The following is a 14,958-nucleotide window of genomic DNA, read 5'->3' as shown; positions in this document are numbered from 1 at the left end:
CTGGACGGTGTTGTCGTATAATGTATTTCGTAGAGAGGAACACAGATGTTTAATCTCCGACGAAGCGGAACTCTGCTCAAGATGCTCCCCTTCTGGGTCGTAGCGATGCTTGTCATTGCCGCGTGTGGCGGCCAGCCCGCTGCGTAGCCCAGCGCAGCGCCCACCAGCGCGGCCGCCCCGGCCGCCGAGGCCACAGCAGCCCCGGCCGCCCCCGCCGAAGCCACCGCTGCCCCCGCAGCGGGCGAAGCCACTGCTGCGCCTGCCGCTGAGCCGGCCGCCAGTGGCGAGGGCCTGGTAACTGTTTCGGCCCAGCAGCAGGCCACCTGGACGCGCAACTTCAACCCGTTTGTCTCCGACAATCGCTTCCCGACGGCTAACGGCGTGTACGAGCCTTCGATGATCTACAACACCATCAAGGGCGAGTTGCTGCCGTGGCTGGCCACGAAGTATGAGTGGAGCAGCGACAACAAGAAGCTGACGCTGACCTACCGCACCGACGTGAAGTGGTCGGATGGCCAGCCCTTCACCGCCAAGGACGTTGCCTACACCTTCAACCTGCAGAAGGCCAACAAGGGCCTGGTTGGTGGCGGCCAGAACGCCTGGGCCTACCTCGACAGCGTTGCCGCCAGCAGCGATACGGCGGTTGACTTCACCTTCAAGGAGGTCTACACCGTCGGTCTGTACGACATCGTCGGTCAGAACATCGTGCCTGAGCACGTGTGGAAGGATGTCGGCGACCCGGTGACCTTCACCAACGAGAACCCGGTCGGCACCGGCCCGTTCACCGAGGTGAAGAACTTCCAGAACCAGATCTACGAAGTTCACAAGAACCCGAACTACTGGCAGCCCGGCAAGCCGATGGTTGAGGGCCTGCGCTTCCCAGCCTACCCCGGCAACGACCAGGCCAACCTGGCGACGATCAACGGCGAGAACGACTGGGTCGGTAACTTCATCCCCGACATCGAGAAGACCTTTGTTTCCAAGAACCCGGAAACCAACGGCTACTTCTTCCCGCCAACCGGCGCGACCGTGATGCTCTACCTGAACACCACCAAGAAGCCGTTCAGCGACGTGAACGTGCGCAAGGCGATCAGCATGGCGATCAACCGCGACCAGATCGTGAAGGTTGCCATGTACAGCTACACCAAGCCCGCCGACGCGACCGGCCTGAGCGACGCCTACCCGAGCTACAAGAGCCAGTCGATTGCTGACGCTGGCAAGAGCTGGGTCTCGCTGAACGTCGAAGAAGCCAACAAGATGCTGGATGCGGCCGGCCTGACCAAGGGCGGCGATGGCATTCGCACCGTGGACGGCCAGCCGATGACCTACGACATCAACGTGGTGTCGGGCTGGAGCGACTGGGTGTCGGCCTGCAACATCATGGCGCAGAACCTGAAGGCCGTTGGCATCAACGCGACCGTGAAGAGCTACGACTTCAGCGCCTGGTTCGACCGCGTGCAGAAGGGCGACTTCGACATGTCGATCGGCTGGTCGAGCGGTGGCGCAACGCCGCTGAACTACTACCGCGGCCAGATGGCGACCACCAAGGTCAAGCCGGTTGGCGAAACCTCGGATGAGAACTGGCACCGCTTCGGCAGCGCCGACGCCGACAAGCTGCTGGCGCAGTTTGCCGCCACCTCGGATGCCGCCGAGCAGAAGAAGGTTGCCGAGCAGCTGCAGCAGCTCTTCTCCGACAACGCGCCGGCTGTGCCGCTGTTCCCTGGCCCGGCGTGGTATGAGTACAACTCGACCCGCTTCACCGGCTGGCCGAGCAAGGACGACCCTTATGTGGTCGGCTCGCCGTTCGGCGCGACCGAGCAGTTGCTGCTGATGACCAGCATCAAGCCCAAGTAAGCTCATTTCGGTGCGGCGCGCTGCTTGCCTGGCAAACAGCGCGCCGCTCTTAACAGCTGTGACCGTTCAATGAGGAAAGGAGCGCGGGATGCAGTATATCCTCCGCCGGCTCGGCTTTTATGCGCTGGCAGCCTGGCTTTCGCTGACCATTAACTTCCTTCTGCCACGCTTTATGCCGGGCGACCCGGCCGCTGCCATTTTCGCGCGCTTTCGCGGCCAGCTTCAGCCCGAGCAGATCCAGGCCATGCGCGAGGCCTATGGCCTCACCGACGCGCCACTCTACGTCCAGTATGTTCAGTATGTCGGCAGCATGCTGCGCGGCAACCTCGGCATTTCGATCTCGGCCTTCCCCTCGCCCGTCACTGCCGTAATCTCCACTGGCTTGCTGTGGACGCTGCTGCTCGGCGGCACGGCCCTGATCGTGAGCTTTTTGCTTGGCAATATTCTGGGCATTTTTAGCGCGTGGCGGCGCGGCAGCGTGCTCGACAACTTCCTGCCGCCGATCCTGATCTTCGTTGGCTCGTTTCCGTTCTTCTGGCTGGCGCTGGTGGCGCTGTACTTCCTGGGCTTCCAGTTCGGCTGGTTCCCGCTGCGCCACGCCTACAGCGACACGCTGCGCCCCGGCTGGAGCTGGCCTTTTATTCAAAGCATTATTTCGCACCTGATCTTGCCGGCCGGCGCGATTATTGTGGTTTCGGTGGGCGGCTGGCTGCTGGGCATGCGCAACATCATGATCAACATGCTTGGCGAAGATTACATCACCATGGCCGAGGCCAAGGGCCTTTCACAAAACCGTATTATGTTCGCCTATGCCGCGCGCAACGCCTTGCTGCCGAACATCACCGCCTTTGGTATGGCGCTGGGCTTTGTGCTGGGCGGCCAGATTATTGTCGAAACGGTGTTCTCCTACCCCGGTTTGGGCTACCAGCTCACCAAAGCCGTGAGCAACCTCGACTACCCGCTGATGCAGGGCTTGTTCCTGATGATCACGCTGGCGGTGCTGGGGGCCAATTTGATAATTGATTTGCTGTACGTGCGGCTCGACCCGCGCGTTCGCGCGCGCTAGTGGGAGGCCAAGATGCAGGCAAAAGATCAGCCAGTCGATATCCAGCCAACCCCCGCCGGCCAGATGGCCGCAGTGCCAACCAGCGTGCCAAGCGGGCGCGCGCGGCGCACCTTGTTCCGCACGCTGCTGCGCAACCCCAAGGCCACAGTTGGCGGCGCCATTCTGCTGCTGTTTATTTTCGCAGCCGTGTTTGCGCCGCTGGTTGCGCCCGGCGACCCGAACGAGTTCGTGGATGTGCCGCACCAGGAGCCTTCCGCCACGCATTGGTTTGGCACCGAAGGCCAGGGCAAAGATGTCTTCCGGCAGACGGTCTGGGGCGCGCGCAACTCACTGGCAGTGGGCTTTGCGACCGGCCTGCTGACCACGGCGGTCGGCGTGGCGATCGGCATGATTGGCGGCTATTTTGGCGGGCGCGTGGACGACGTGCTGTCGCTCTTCACCAACGTCGTGCTGATCATCCCGGGCCTGCCGCTGCTGGTGGTGCTGGCCTCGTTCCTCAAACCAGGCTTGCTTACGATCATATTTGTGCTCTCGGTGGTGGGCTGGGCCTGGCCCGCCCGCGTGGTGCGCGCCCAGACGCTTTCGCTGCGCGAGAAAGATTTCGCATCGGCAGCGATTGTGAGCGGCGAAAACCACTTCCGCATTATTTTCCGCGAGCTGCTGCCCAACCTCACCTCGCTGATCGTCGGCGGTATGATCGGCTCGGTGACGTATGCGATTGGCGCTGAGACGGCGCTGAGCTTCCTGGGCCTGACGAACGTGAGCGATGTAAGCTGGGGCACGAACCTCTACTGGGCGCAGAACAACGCCGGCCTGCTGGTGGGCGCGTGGTGGACGATCATCCCCTCGGGCTTGTGCGTGGCGCTGGTGGCATTTGCGCTTTCGCTGATCAACTACGCGATGGACGAGATTACGAACCCGCGCCTGCGTGCCGAAAAGGAAGTGAGCCATGTCTTCAAGAAGCAACAGCGGCGCCGTGTCCGCGCCACTCCTGTCATCCGCGACGCCCAGTAAGGTCGCGCCGGGCAAGCCGCTGCTCGAAGTTGAAAACTTGCGCGTGCGCTACCTGACGCCGCGTGGCCCGGTGCGCGCGGTGGACGATGTCACCTTCACGCTTGCGCCGGGCGAGGTGTTTGGCCTGGCCGGCGAGTCGGGCAGCGGCAAAAGCACAATTGCCCACGCGATCATGCGCCTGCTGCACCCGCCGGCGGTGATCACGGGCGGGCAGGTGCGCTTCGGTGGCGACGACGTGCTCGACATGAACGACGACGAGCTGAACGAATTCCGCTGGGGCCAGGTCTCGATGGTCTTCCAGAGCGCCATGAACGCGCTCAACCCGGTGCTGACCGTGGGCGAACAGATCACCGACGTGATCGACCGGCACCTGCACCTGCCCAAAAAGGAAGCCCGCGACCGCGCCGCCTTCCTGCTCGATCTGGTGGGCATCGAGGCCAAGCGCATCGATTCCTACCCGCACCAGCTTTCGGGCGGCATGCGCCAGCGCGTCGTCATTGCGATTGCGCTCGCGCTCAACCCGCCGCTGATGATCATGGACGAGCCGACGACCGCGCTCGACGTGGTGGTGCAGAAAGAGATCATGCAGCAGATCGAGCAGCTCAAAGAGAAAATGGGCTTCTCGATCCTGTTCATCACCCACGACCTTTCGCTGATGGTCGAGTTCTCCGACCGCATTGGCGTGATGTACGCTGGCGAGATCGTCGAGCTTGCGCCCGCCAAGGAGCTGTTCGAGAACCCGATGCATCCCTACACGCAGGGCCTGATGAACTCCTTCCCGTCGATCACCGGCCCGAAGGTGAAGCTCACGGGCATTCCCGGCGCGCCGCCCGACATGGTCGAGCCGCCGTCGGGCTGCCGCTTCCACCCGCGCTGCCCGCACGCCATGGAGAAGTGCAGCGCAATTGTGCCGCGCCTGCAAGAGGTTAAGCCCGGCCATTTCGTGGCCTGCCATCTGTATTAGGTTTGCAGGTTGCCGCCGGGGCGTATCGCCCGCCGGGGCGTATCGCATACGCCGCAGGTTTGCAGGTTGCCGCCGGGGCGTATCGCATACGCCAACTGAATTGATCTATCGCAGAAGGTTAGACATATGACCGCACCAGCATCAGAAACCCAAGGCCGGGCCAGCGCCGACGAGGCCCCGGTGCTCGAAGTGCGCCACCTCACCAAGCGCTTCCCGGTGGGCGGCCTGTTCGACAAGCGCAGCGTCCACGCGCTCGAAGACGCCTCGTTTGCCATTCATCGCGGCGAGGTGATTGCGCTGGTGGGCGAGTCGGGCAGCGGCAAAAGCACCACCGCGCGCCTGATTGCGCGCCTGATGCCGCCGACCTCGGGCGAGATCATCTTCAAAGGCACCGACATGGTCAAGGCCGAGCCGCACGCCGCCTCGCGCGCCTACCGCAGCGATGTTCAGATGATCTTTCAGGACCCGTTTGGCTCGCTGAACCCGACCCACACAATCGGCTACCATCTGGAGCGCCCGCTGCTCATTCACAAAAAGGCCAGCAGCGGCAACGACCTGCGCGAAAAAGTGCTGAGCCTGCTGACGACCGTGGGCCTCAACCCGGCCAGCGACTTCGCCACCAAGTTCCCATACCAGCTTTCGGGCGGGCAGCGCCAGCGCGTCGCCATCGCCCGCGCCCTCGCGGTCGACCCCGAGGTCATTCTGGCCGACGAGCCGATCTCCATGCTCGACGTTTCGATCCGCATGGGCGTGCTCAACCTGATGGAGCGCCTGAAGGAAGAGCGCGGCATCGGCTACCTCTACATCACGCACGACATCGCCAGCGCGCGCTATATTGGCGACAAGACGATTGTGATGTACGCGGGTCGCATGGTCGAGGGTGCCGCGAGCGACGAGCTAATGCACAACCCGGCGCACCCCTACACGCAACTCCTGCTCTCGGCGGTGCCCAACCCGCGCGCCGGCCTGGCAACGCGCAAAACCGAAGCGCGTGGCGAAATCCCTTCGCTGATCGACCCGCCGCCCGGCTGCCCGTTTGCGGCGCGCTGCCCCAAGGTGATGGACGTGTGCCGCCAGGTGATGCCGGGCACCGAGCAGCTTGGCAACGACCACTGGGTGCGCTGCCACCTGTTTGGCCCGGGCGCAGCCGCCGAAGCACAGTAGAAAGCAACGTCGATGACACAGATTCACTTCCCCACAGGCTTTGTCTGGGGGACGGCCACGGCGTCCTATCAGATTGAGGGCGCGGCGCAGGAAGACGGGCGCAGCGAGTCGATCTGGGATCGCTTCTCGCACACGCCCGGCAAAATTCTCGATGGCAGCAGCGGCGACGTGGCCTGCGATCACTACCACCGCTGGCAGGACGATATTGCGCTGATGAAGGGGCTGGGCATGCAGGCCTACCGCTTCAGCATCGCCTGGCCGCGCATTCTGCCCAATGGGCGTGGCGCGGTGAACCAGGCCGGCATCGATTTTTACAGCCGCCTGGTCGATGGCCTGCTCGAAGCCGGCATTACGCCTTTCGCCACGCTCTACCACTGGGACCTGCCGCAGGTGCTGCAGGACGCGGGCGGCTGGCCGGCGCGCGCCACCGCCGAGGCGTTTGTCGAATACGCCGATGTGGTCACGCGCGCGCTTGGCGACCGGGTGAAGCACTGGATCACCCACAACGAGCCCTGGTGCGCCAGCCTGCTGAGCTACCAGATCGGTGAGCACGCGCCCGGCCTGCACGACTGGCACGCCGCGCTGGCCGCCGCGCACCACATCCTGCTTTCGCACGGCATGGCGGTGCCGGTGATCCGCGCCAACAGCCCGGGCGCCGAGGTTGGCATTACGCTCAACTTCACGCAGGCCGTCTCGGCATCCGAGCGCGCCGAAGACGTGGCCGCCACGCGCGCCTTCGATGGCTTCTTCAACCGCTGGTTCCTCGACCCGCTGTACCGCGCGACCTACCCCGACGACATGGTCGAGTTCTACAAGGCCGATGGGCGCTTGCCCGCTGGCGGCCTGGAGTTCGTGCAGTCGGGCGATATGACCACCATCGCCGTTCCAACCGACTTCCTGGGCGTGAACTACTACACCCGCGCGGTGATCAGCGCCAGCACGCTGGAGCAGGGCGGTGGCGTGCCCAATCAGGAGCTGGCGCGCACCGAGATGGACTGGGAAGTCTACCCCGAAGGGCTTGAGCACCTGCTCGTGCGCCTGCACACCGATTACCAGCCAGCCAAGCTGTATGTCACCGAGAATGGCGCGAGCTATTCCGACCCGCCCGGCCCCGATGGTCTGGTGCACGACGAGCGCCGCCGCACTTTTCTGCGCGACCATTTTGCCGCCAGCCACCGCGCCATGGCGGCGGGCGTGCCGCTGGCCGGCTATTTCGTCTGGTCGCTGATGGACAATTTCGAGTGGGCGAAGGGCTACACGCAGCGCTTTGGTATCGTGTGGGTCGATTACGACACGCAGGAGCGCATCCCGAAAGACAGCGCGCTGTGGTACCGGCAGGTGATTGCCGACAACGGCTTCGATACCGCTGGCTAATGTGCTGCCCTGTGGAAGCGCAGAAACCTTACCACCAAGACACCAAGGCACCAAGAAAAATTTCTTAACTGCTGGTGTCTTGGCGGTAAATAAAAACATTCCAACCTGTAACCTTCAAACCTGCAACTCATGGGAACGCCATGCGCCGCTGGCTCGCGATTGTGCTTGTGCTTGGCCTGCTGGCCGCCTGCGCTGCCGGGCTGTGGGCCTCGCAGGCGAGCCTGGTTGGCGCGCTGGTGCTGCCCAACGGTGTGGGCGTAAACGTCACTTCGCGCAGCTTCACGGCGCTGCGGGTTTCGTACCGCGTGCCAACGCGCACCAGCGAGTGGCAGGCCGATATCTACAAGCAGCTGGTGGCGCACGGCTGGCAGGGCCGCGACTACACCTTTGGCGTCACGCGTACCTTCACGCTCACCTGGTACACCCGCACCTACAGCTTCGGCCCGATCCAAATCCTCGAAAGCGCCGTGGTGGGCGGCGACCCGCACGACCCGAGTGTGGTGAATATCGAAGTGCACCGCGAGCTGCATATGCAAGAATAAAGCGGAGTGCCTCTGTTCATATAGCTTGAACTGGGACGCAGATAAACGCCGACGAGCGCAGACATATGGCTTCATGGCATGCGTATCCGTGTTCTCCGCGTGTGTCTGTGTCCGATCGCTTCGCCAAATCGCGAACAAGTACGCCGCAATGCTGTGACTTTGTTCTCCATAATGAAAAGGTTTTCCGATGGATACAAACAAGCAAGCAGCTTTCCGCGACCTCAACAAGAACGGGCGGCTCGACCCCTACGAAGACCCGTCGCGCCCGATTGACGAGCGCGTGGACGACCTGCTGGCGCAGATGACGCTGGAAGAAAAAGCTGGCCTGATGTTCCACACCATTCTGGGCGTGGCCTCCGACGGCTCGCTTGCGGCGGCGGGCTTTGGCGGCTCGCCCGAAGACCTGGTGAACAGCAAGCTGATGAACCACTTCAATGTTCATGGCCTGCCTGCGCCGCGCGTGGCCGCCGAGTGGCACAACCGCATCCAGGCGCTGGCCGAAGCGACGCGCCTGGGCATCCCGGTCACGGTTTCGTCCGACCCGCGCCACGGCTTTTCGAGCAACCCGGTGGTCAGCCTGACATCGGGCGGCTTCTCGCAGTGGCCCGAGCCGATTGGCCTGGGCGCGATTGGCGATGCCGCGCTGACCGAGCAGTTTGGCGAGATCGCCCGCCAGGAGTACACCGCCGTCGGCATTCGCGTGGCCCTGCACCCCATGGCCGACCTTGCGACCGAGCCGCGCTGGGCGCGCATCAACGGCACCTTTGGCGAAGACGCCGGGCACAGCGCGCAGCAAACCGCCGCCTACATTCGCGGCTTTCAGGGCGCAACACTCGGCCCCGCCAGCGTCGCCTGCATGACCAAGCACTTCCCCGGCGGCGGCCCGCAAAAGGACGGCGAAGACCCACACTTCGAATATGGCCGCGAGCAGGTCTACCCCGGCGACAACTTCGACTACCACCTGGGGCCATTTGAAGCGGCGTTTGCTGCCGGCACCTCGCAGATCATGCCCTACTACGGCATGCCGGTTGGCCTGAAGTACGAAGAAGTTGGCTTCAGCTTCAGCAAGGAAATCGTGACTGGGCTGCTGCGCGAGCACTACGGCTTCGACGGGCTGGTCTGCACCGACTGGGGCCTGATCAACGACGCCGAAATCATGGGCAAGCCCTTCCCGGCGCGCGCCTGGGGCGTTGAAGACCTCACGCCGCTGGAGCGTGTGCAGAAGGCGCTCGACGCGGGCGTCGACCAGTTTGGCGGCGAAGAATGTCCTGAGCTGATTGTCGAATTGGTGCGCGGCGGGGCAGTGGCCGAATCGCGCATCGACGTGTCGGTGCGGCGCATTTTGCGCGAGAAGTTCCGCCTGGGCCTGTTCGACAACCCGTATGTCGACCCCGACGCGGCCGAGCGCGTGGTGGGCAATGCTGACTTTCTGGCGGCGGGCGCGGCGGCACAGCGGCGGGCCTTTGTGCTGCTGAAAAATGGTGCTGACGCCGCGCCCGTGCTGCCGCTGTCTGGCCGGCCGCGCATCTATGTCGAAGGCGTTGCGCCCGAGGTGGCGGGCGAGTATGGCGAGGTGGTGAGCAGCCCGCGCGCGGCCGATTTCGCGATTGTGCGCTTGCAGGCACCCTTCGACCCGCGCAATGGCAATTTCCTTGAGGGTTTCTTCCACGCCGGCGATCTGCGCTTCAAGCCCGATGTGCTGGGCCGCCTGATCGCGCTGATGGCACAGGTGCCAACGATTGTCGATATCTACCTCGACCGGCCGGCAATCATTCCTGAGCTGGCGGCGGGCAGTGCCGCGCTGCTGGCGAACTTCGGCGCGAGCGATGCGGCCCTGCTGGATGTCCTATTCGGTCGCGCCGCACCGAGCGGCACGCTGCCCTTCGAGCTGCCGTCCTCGCAGGAAGCGGTGCTGCGCCAGCGCTCGGATGTGCCGTTCGATACTGGCGATCCGCTGTTTCCGTTTGGCTTTGGGCTGCGCTATTCAGCGGGTGACGGGGTGACGGGGTGACATGGTGAAGGGGTGGTTTGCAGGTTGCAAGTTTGAATGTTGAATGTTGACTTTGCGCGAACTTGCCAACCTGCAATTCTTCGCGTCCTCTGCGTCCTTTGCGGTTTATTTTCGGTCGTCGCCATTCGATACGCGCTTCGCGTGGGGTACCCCTGGGTTCAGGACGAAGTTGTTGGTTGTTGGCCCTCAATCGTAAATCGTAAATCCTTAAATCTCCGTGCCTCTGTGTCTCTGTGGTGAACGATCGTCGGTCGTCGCCGCGCCCTACAGCGCCTGGCGCTCTTTGCTCTCGCGCTTGCGCGAATCGCTGGCGGGCAGCTCGGCGCGCAGCAGGCTGCCTTCCACAATCCCCAGAAATGCCCGCCGGTCTGCCGCGCGCACTATTGCCTGCTCGTGGGCGCGGGCCAGCGCCACCGGGTAGCCCTGCCCTTTCAGGCACTGGTCGTACACAAGCGCGTGCACCAGGTCAACCTGCGCGCGATCTTCGGCCACCCAGCGCGGAATTTCCACCCGCGCAATTTCGCGGCCCACGCGCATATAGAAGAAGTGGATCAGGTGCTCGCCATAGGCCTCGACATTGATGCGCGAAAGCGAGGCGAACAGCGGGCCGCGCTGCCCCTCGGCCAGCATATCCGCCAGAATGTCGGCGTCGGTGAGCCCCTGGCAGACCATGCACGAGGGCTCGCGGTTGGCGGCCACGTCGCTGCACGCGCTGCATTTCGCGCCGCGCCCCTGCGCCACATCCACATCCGGGCAGAACATCAGGCGAATGGTGCCAGCCACCTCGGGCGCGCGCGGCCGGCTGATATACGAGGCCACCGGCACGCCGCGCGCCCGCATCGCGTCGAGGTAGCGCAGGTAGGGTTGCAGAAAATGATCCTGCACAAACTTCTCGGCATTCGCCAGCGTCCAGCGCACCAGCGTGCCATCCTGCAGCGCAATCGCGGGCGGCGGCGCGTCGGCCGGCGGGTCGATCAGCGCGTCGAAGCTGCCATCGCGTGGCGTGCGGCGCGTGGCGGGCCGCGGCAGGAATTCGTCGGCCATCTCGACCAGCGCCTGCCCTTCTTCGACATCGCGGCGCGAGCTCAGGTAGTTGCCCTCGATTGCCACGCGCCGCACCCCATCGGACAAATACAGGTCTTCTTCGCGGTAATACAGCGCCGGGCGCGAGGTCAGCCGCGCGCTGGCGCGCGGGCCATAGCGCAGAAACACCCGCCCGATATTGATCACATAGCAGGCCGCCATGCCGTGCCGCTCGACATCGATCTGCGAGCCGTCGGTCGCGATCAGCGCGTATTCGGCTGGGCGGGCGGGCGCGTCGTGGGTGGTGTTCAGCGGCTCGACCGGGCGGGCCAGCAGCCAGGCCGAGTTTTCGCGGCTCAGGTCGGCGGCCTCGGCCCACAGCTCGGGCGCATCGGCCGACTCAAGGTAGCGCCCGAGCGCCAGCGTCTGGCGGCCCTGCTTGTCGCTGGCCTCGCTCGCCAGCGAGCCGCTCATGGCGCGCACCTGGCGGCTCAGCGCCGAAAGATCAAGTGCCATCGCGGGCTTCCTTCCGTGTGCGTGGTCGGGCGGCACGCATCGCATTCCAGTGCGGTCGCAGTTCCGTGGATGGCTGTAGAATAGTACATCTGTTTCAGTATGTCAAGCTGTCGCGTGCCGAAGCGCCAACGTCGTGCTCAATATCCCGGCACATAACCGCCCAACGGGGCGTTTCTCGCGGCCGTGTTGACAAGCGCCACCCGCAACGCTACAGTGATATTCGCTTCGCAGTTCCATCTTTGTGAAACGAACAGGGAACAGACCAGAGACGCATCCTGAGTAGCGCGCAGCGCGTAAGGGACCAGAGACGCATCCTGAGTAGCGCGCAGCGCGTATCGAAGGGTGCGTGCGAATCACGCCTATCCGCACACTATGCTGCTATGACGCTCAAACGCACCGCCATTCTTTTCCTGCTGGCCGCGCTCGCCGGCTGCGGCCCCGACACACGCTACGCCGCCGCGCAGGCGCGCTGGCAATCTGCGCCGGTGCCACACTACCGCCTGCGCACCACCGACATCATCGCCGGGCACTCGTGCGACCAGACCGTCGAGGTGCGCGGCGAAACGATTGTCGGCATTCTGCACAACAGCTGCCAGCACCCCAACCTGTGGACGGTCGGCTGGCTGTTTCGCGCCGCCGAGCGCGCCAGCACGCCAATTGCGCCGTGTGCGCTTTACGACCCCTCGGCTGGTTGCCTGTGTGTCTATGCTGCCGCCACGCGCATCCAGTACGACGCTGCGCTGGGCTTCCCGCGCGAAATCGACTCGCAGCTGAGCTGGCAGGCTAACTGGCAGGGTTTCGGCTACTGGAGCTACGCCGCCCAACATCTCGCGCTGCCCGGCTGCACCGCGCCCGCCCCAATCGCCAGCCAGCACATCGTCGTCCACGAGCTGAAGCCCCTGCCCTAGCGCGCTTTCATCGCCGCGAATGATCTCAGGCTGGTCGCACAAGCGACGGCAGCATTCCGCTGTAGCGTGGCTGAACCGTCACGAGTGGGCGTTGCCCTTTCTTGCACCAGATTCGCCGCAGGATCGGGATGTTCATCCCCGCCCCTGACCTCCACGCTGGCGTCGGGGTGCTCGGCTTCGGTCCAGGCGAGCGCCTGCAGAAGCGTTTTTAACTGCTCCTGAACCCCAGGCTCGGCCTTGCGGTGGCGTAGACGCGGCACGCAGGAACGCTAGCCAAGCTGACGCAAGGCTCCCTGCCCCATGGCGCATGCACCTTTCGCGCGAGCTTGGTGCGCATCCACGCAGCGGCTTTGGGGCCAGCCCATCGCGCGCTTTGCGGTTTATGTTCTTCCGTCGTTCGTCGGCCAGCGCCCTAGCGCGTGAACCAGAACAGCGCGCCCAGCACCGCCGCCCAGACCGCGTAGCTCACCAGCAGCACCGCCACAAACGACCAGCCGGCGCGCGCGGCCAGCCAGGCCACCAGCACAAACACCAGCGTCGCCGCAATGCCGCGCACCATCGAGCCGGCGAAATCGCTCATGGCCTCGGCGCGGCCACCTTCGGCGCTCGCCACAATCCACAGCGCCAGCGTGATATTCACCGGCATGGTTGCCGCAATGGCGGCCAGTGTGCGCGAGTAGGCACGCGCCACCGCGATCACGACAATCAGCAGGATCGAGATCAGCACCGGGCCGATTTTTTGCCATTCCATCGCTTAATCCAGATCGAGCTGGCGCCTGCGCCCGCGTGGTCGTCGCTGCGTGAGCCGCCAGGTCTGCGGGCGGAAATCGGGCCGGGGGTGGCGGAAGACCGAGCGCCCCTTTGGCTGCGGGCCAGCAATCGCGCGCGACAGGCTGATGCCGCCGACAAGCGCGCCAATCAGCGCCAGCGGCCAGGCCAGCACGCGCGGCCAGCGCGCCGCCAGCAGCGAAAGGGCCAGCAGCGCGCCGCCAAATGTCGCGCCAATTGTGCGATCGTTGTTCTTCAAAGTCTCGCTGCCGGCCGTCTGAATGGCCGCGCCCACGCGCGCCATCGCCACGCTGGCCTTTGCTCGCCCGTCGGTGCGGTGGCGGCGGGCCTGCCGCTCGGCGCGGCTTTCGGGGCGCTCGGGGCGTGGGCGCAGCCGCCGCTTGCCGCTCAGGCAGATCTCGCGGGCGTGCGCAAGGTCTTCCTCGTACATCTTCTCCATCGCCGCGCCAAATTCCCAATCCTCGGCCACCAGGTCGATCTCCCAGTTTGTTTCCAGCCCGGTGACGTTCAGATTCGTCGAGCCAACCTTCGACCACCAGCCGTCGGCGACGGTGGTTTTGGCGTGCATCATCAGGCCGGCATATTCCCAGATCTGCACGCCAGCTTCGATCAGCGGCTGGTAGCCATAGCGCGACAGCGCGCCAACCATGGGCAGGTCGTTCGTGGAAGGCAGCAGAATGCGCACATCGATGCCATCGCGGGCCGAAGCCATGAGCGCCTCGCGCAGGATCGGGGCGGCCAGGAAGTAAGCGTCGGCCAGCCATACGCGCTTTTCGACGGCGGCGAGCATTACCTGAAAGACGCGCAGCATGCGCATGCGCTCGGGTTCCTGCACAATCACACGCGCCGAGACGCTGCCGGTGGGCTGCAGGCTGCCGTGGGGCGGGTGTTCGTCGGGCGGCAGGGGCGTGCCAGCGTGGCGCCACACATCCGCAAAGGCGCGCTCGATGTCGGCAATGGCCGGGCCAAGCACGCGCACCGCCGTGTCGCGGTAGGGCAAACCCGTCACCGGCGACTTGTCGAGCCAGGGGTCGGCGATGCACACGCCACCAATCGAAGCGTACTCGCCATCGACCGCCAGCAGCTTGCGGTGATCGCGGTTGACCACGTCGAAGGGTGAGGTAAAGGCAAGCGGATTGAACACGCGCACATCCACGCCGTTCTGCCGCATGTGCCGCCAGAACGAGCGCGACACGTCGAGCGAGCCGAACCAGTCGTAGAGCACGCGCACGCGCACGCCCGCCGCAGCGCGCTCGGCCAGGGCTTCGGCGAAACGCTGGCCAATGCCGTCGTTCTGGAAAATATAGTTTTCGAGGTGCACCCAGCGCTTGGCGTTCTTAATGGCGCTGAGCCAGTCGGCGTAGGTTTCCGAGCCGTTTTGCAGCAGCGTCAGGCTGTTGCCCTCGCGCAGCGGCGCATCGCTCACACGCGTCAGCGCGCGGTTGAGCCGGTTGCTGCGTGGCAGCGCCAGGTTGGTGCGCGGCGTGCTTCCGTCAGCAGGTCTGAGTTCATCCAGCGTTCGCATTCCTCCCCCGTTTCTGCGTATGCCAATGGCGGCGCGGCCATGCATGGGGCAAAATTATATACGCACTTGGGGAGTTGTGCTGCGCGGCGGAAGCGAGGAAGGGCGTATTGCTATATGCCCAGACCAAGAACCGCAGAACCATATGAGGGTTTAGGGTCTGGGGTTTTGGGATTGGGCCATCAACCCGCAACCTTCTAACCCGCAACCT

12 protein-coding genes are annotated in these 14,958 nt (G+C 64.6%); 9 read left to right on the top strand and 3 right to left on the bottom strand.

The annotated features are described in order from the left end of the window. Positions 1 to 396: 396 nt before the first annotated feature. The 8 genes from M1P90_RS23280 to M1P90_RS23245 all read left to right on the top strand — a co-directional run bounded on the left by M1P90_RS23280 (position 397) and on the right by M1P90_RS23245 (position 9,989). Complete coding sequence (locus tag M1P90_RS23280; RefSeq protein ID WP_483697849.1) at positions 397 to 1,854, top strand: ABC transporter substrate-binding protein; 1,458 nt, start codon at positions 397 to 399, stop codon at positions 1,852 to 1,854. Between the two features lie 88 nt (positions 1,855 to 1,942). Further along, complete coding sequence (locus tag M1P90_RS23275) at positions 1,943 to 2,920, top strand: ABC transporter permease (RefSeq protein ID WP_483697847.1); 978 nt, start codon at positions 1,943 to 1,945, stop codon at positions 2,918 to 2,920. Positions 2,921 to 2,932: 12 nt separating this feature from the next. Then, a complete protein-coding gene (locus tag M1P90_RS23270; protein ID WP_483697846.1) occupies positions 2,933 to 3,934 on the top strand; it encodes an ABC transporter permease in 1,002 nt (333 codons plus the stop codon). Further along, positions 3,870 to 4,898: an ABC transporter ATP-binding protein gene (locus M1P90_RS23265; RefSeq protein WP_483697844.1), complete on the top strand. Its 1,029-nt coding sequence runs from the start codon at positions 3,870 to 3,872 to the stop codon at positions 4,896 to 4,898. Before M1P90_RS23270 ends, M1P90_RS23265 begins: the two co-directional genes overlap by 65 nt. 126 nt (positions 4,899 to 5,024) lie before the next feature. Next, on the top strand, positions 5,025 to 6,062 hold the full coding sequence (locus M1P90_RS23260; RefSeq protein WP_483697843.1) for an ABC transporter ATP-binding protein: 1,038 nt from the start codon (positions 5,025 to 5,027) through the stop codon (positions 6,060 to 6,062). A 12-nt stretch (positions 6,063 to 6,074) separates the two neighbouring features. Continuing rightward, a complete protein-coding gene (locus tag M1P90_RS23255; protein WP_483697842.1) occupies positions 6,075 to 7,436 on the top strand; it encodes a GH1 family beta-glucosidase in 1,362 nt (453 codons plus the stop codon). A gap of 140 nt (positions 7,437 to 7,576) precedes the next feature. Continuing rightward, a complete protein-coding gene (locus M1P90_RS23250) occupies positions 7,577 to 7,978 on the top strand; it encodes a putative periplasmic lipoprotein (protein ID WP_483697841.1) in 402 nt (133 codons plus the stop codon). 187 nt (positions 7,979 to 8,165) lie between these two features. After that, positions 8,166 to 9,989: a glycoside hydrolase family 3 protein gene (locus tag M1P90_RS23245; protein WP_483697840.1), complete on the top strand. Its 1,824-nt coding sequence runs from the start codon at positions 8,166 to 8,168 to the stop codon at positions 9,987 to 9,989. Between the two features lie 264 nt (positions 9,990 to 10,253). Here M1P90_RS23245 and M1P90_RS23240 read toward each other — a convergent pair whose 3' ends face one another. Next, the gene (locus tag M1P90_RS23240) at positions 10,254 to 11,528 is read right to left on the bottom strand and encodes a DNA double-strand break repair nuclease NurA (RefSeq protein ID WP_483697838.1); all 1,275 of its coding nucleotides are present in this window, start codon (positions 11,526 to 11,528) and stop codon (positions 10,254 to 10,256) included. A gap of 380 nt (positions 11,529 to 11,908) precedes the next feature. Between M1P90_RS23240 and M1P90_RS23235 the strand changes: the two genes are divergently transcribed. Further along, positions 11,909 to 12,436 (top strand): hypothetical protein, encoded by a 528-nt coding sequence (locus M1P90_RS23235; protein WP_483697837.1) that lies wholly within the window; start codon positions 11,909 to 11,911, stop codon positions 12,434 to 12,436. A 412-nt stretch (positions 12,437 to 12,848) separates the two neighbouring features. Here M1P90_RS23235 and M1P90_RS23230 read toward each other — a convergent pair whose 3' ends face one another. Next, positions 12,849 to 13,187 carry a hypothetical protein gene (locus M1P90_RS23230; protein ID WP_483697836.1) on the bottom strand — a complete coding sequence of 113 codons (339 nt, stop codon included), beginning with the start codon at positions 13,185 to 13,187 and terminating at the stop codon, positions 12,849 to 12,851. Between the two features lie 3 nt (positions 13,188 to 13,190). Continuing rightward, positions 13,191 to 14,750, bottom strand: coding sequence for a phospholipase D-like domain-containing protein (locus M1P90_RS23225; RefSeq protein WP_483697835.1), 1,560 nt, complete (start codon positions 14,748 to 14,750; stop codon positions 13,191 to 13,193). Between the last annotated feature and the right edge of the window lie 208 nt (positions 14,751 to 14,958).

This window comes from Kouleothrix sp. 19917, from assembly GCF_057073505.1.
The sequence above is the reverse complement of the archived record's forward strand: the minus strand, read 5'-3'. Positions and strand labels throughout refer to the sequence as shown.

Coding starts and splice junctions, on each gene's coding strand:
- M1P90_RS23270 (WP_483697846.1), top strand. CDS start 2,933: ATGCAGGCAAAAGATCAGCCAGTCGATATCCAGCCAACCCCCGCCGGC.
- M1P90_RS23225 (WP_483697835.1), bottom strand. CDS start 14,750: ATGCGAACGCTGGATGAACTCAGACCTGCTGACGGAAGCACGCCGCGC.
- M1P90_RS23280 (WP_483697849.1), top strand. CDS start 397: ATGATCTACAACACCATCAAGGGCGAGTTGCTGCCGTGGCTGGCCACG.
- M1P90_RS23235 (WP_483697837.1), top strand. CDS start 11,909: ATGACGCTCAAACGCACCGCCATTCTTTTCCTGCTGGCCGCGCTCGCC.
- M1P90_RS23275 (WP_483697847.1), top strand. CDS start 1,943: ATGCAGTATATCCTCCGCCGGCTCGGCTTTTATGCGCTGGCAGCCTGG.
- M1P90_RS23245 (WP_483697840.1), top strand. CDS start 8,166: ATGGATACAAACAAGCAAGCAGCTTTCCGCGACCTCAACAAGAACGGG.
- M1P90_RS23265 (WP_483697844.1), top strand. CDS start 3,870: ATGTCTTCAAGAAGCAACAGCGGCGCCGTGTCCGCGCCACTCCTGTCA.
- M1P90_RS23250 (WP_483697841.1), top strand. CDS start 7,577: ATGCGCCGCTGGCTCGCGATTGTGCTTGTGCTTGGCCTGCTGGCCGCC.
- M1P90_RS23240 (WP_483697838.1), bottom strand. CDS start 11,528: ATGGCACTTGATCTTTCGGCGCTGAGCCGCCAGGTGCGCGCCATGAGC.
- M1P90_RS23230 (WP_483697836.1), bottom strand. CDS start 13,187: ATGGAATGGCAAAAAATCGGCCCGGTGCTGATCTCGATCCTGCTGATT.
- M1P90_RS23255 (WP_483697842.1), top strand. CDS start 6,075: ATGACACAGATTCACTTCCCCACAGGCTTTGTCTGGGGGACGGCCACG.
- M1P90_RS23260 (WP_483697843.1), top strand. CDS start 5,025: ATGACCGCACCAGCATCAGAAACCCAAGGCCGGGCCAGCGCCGACGAG.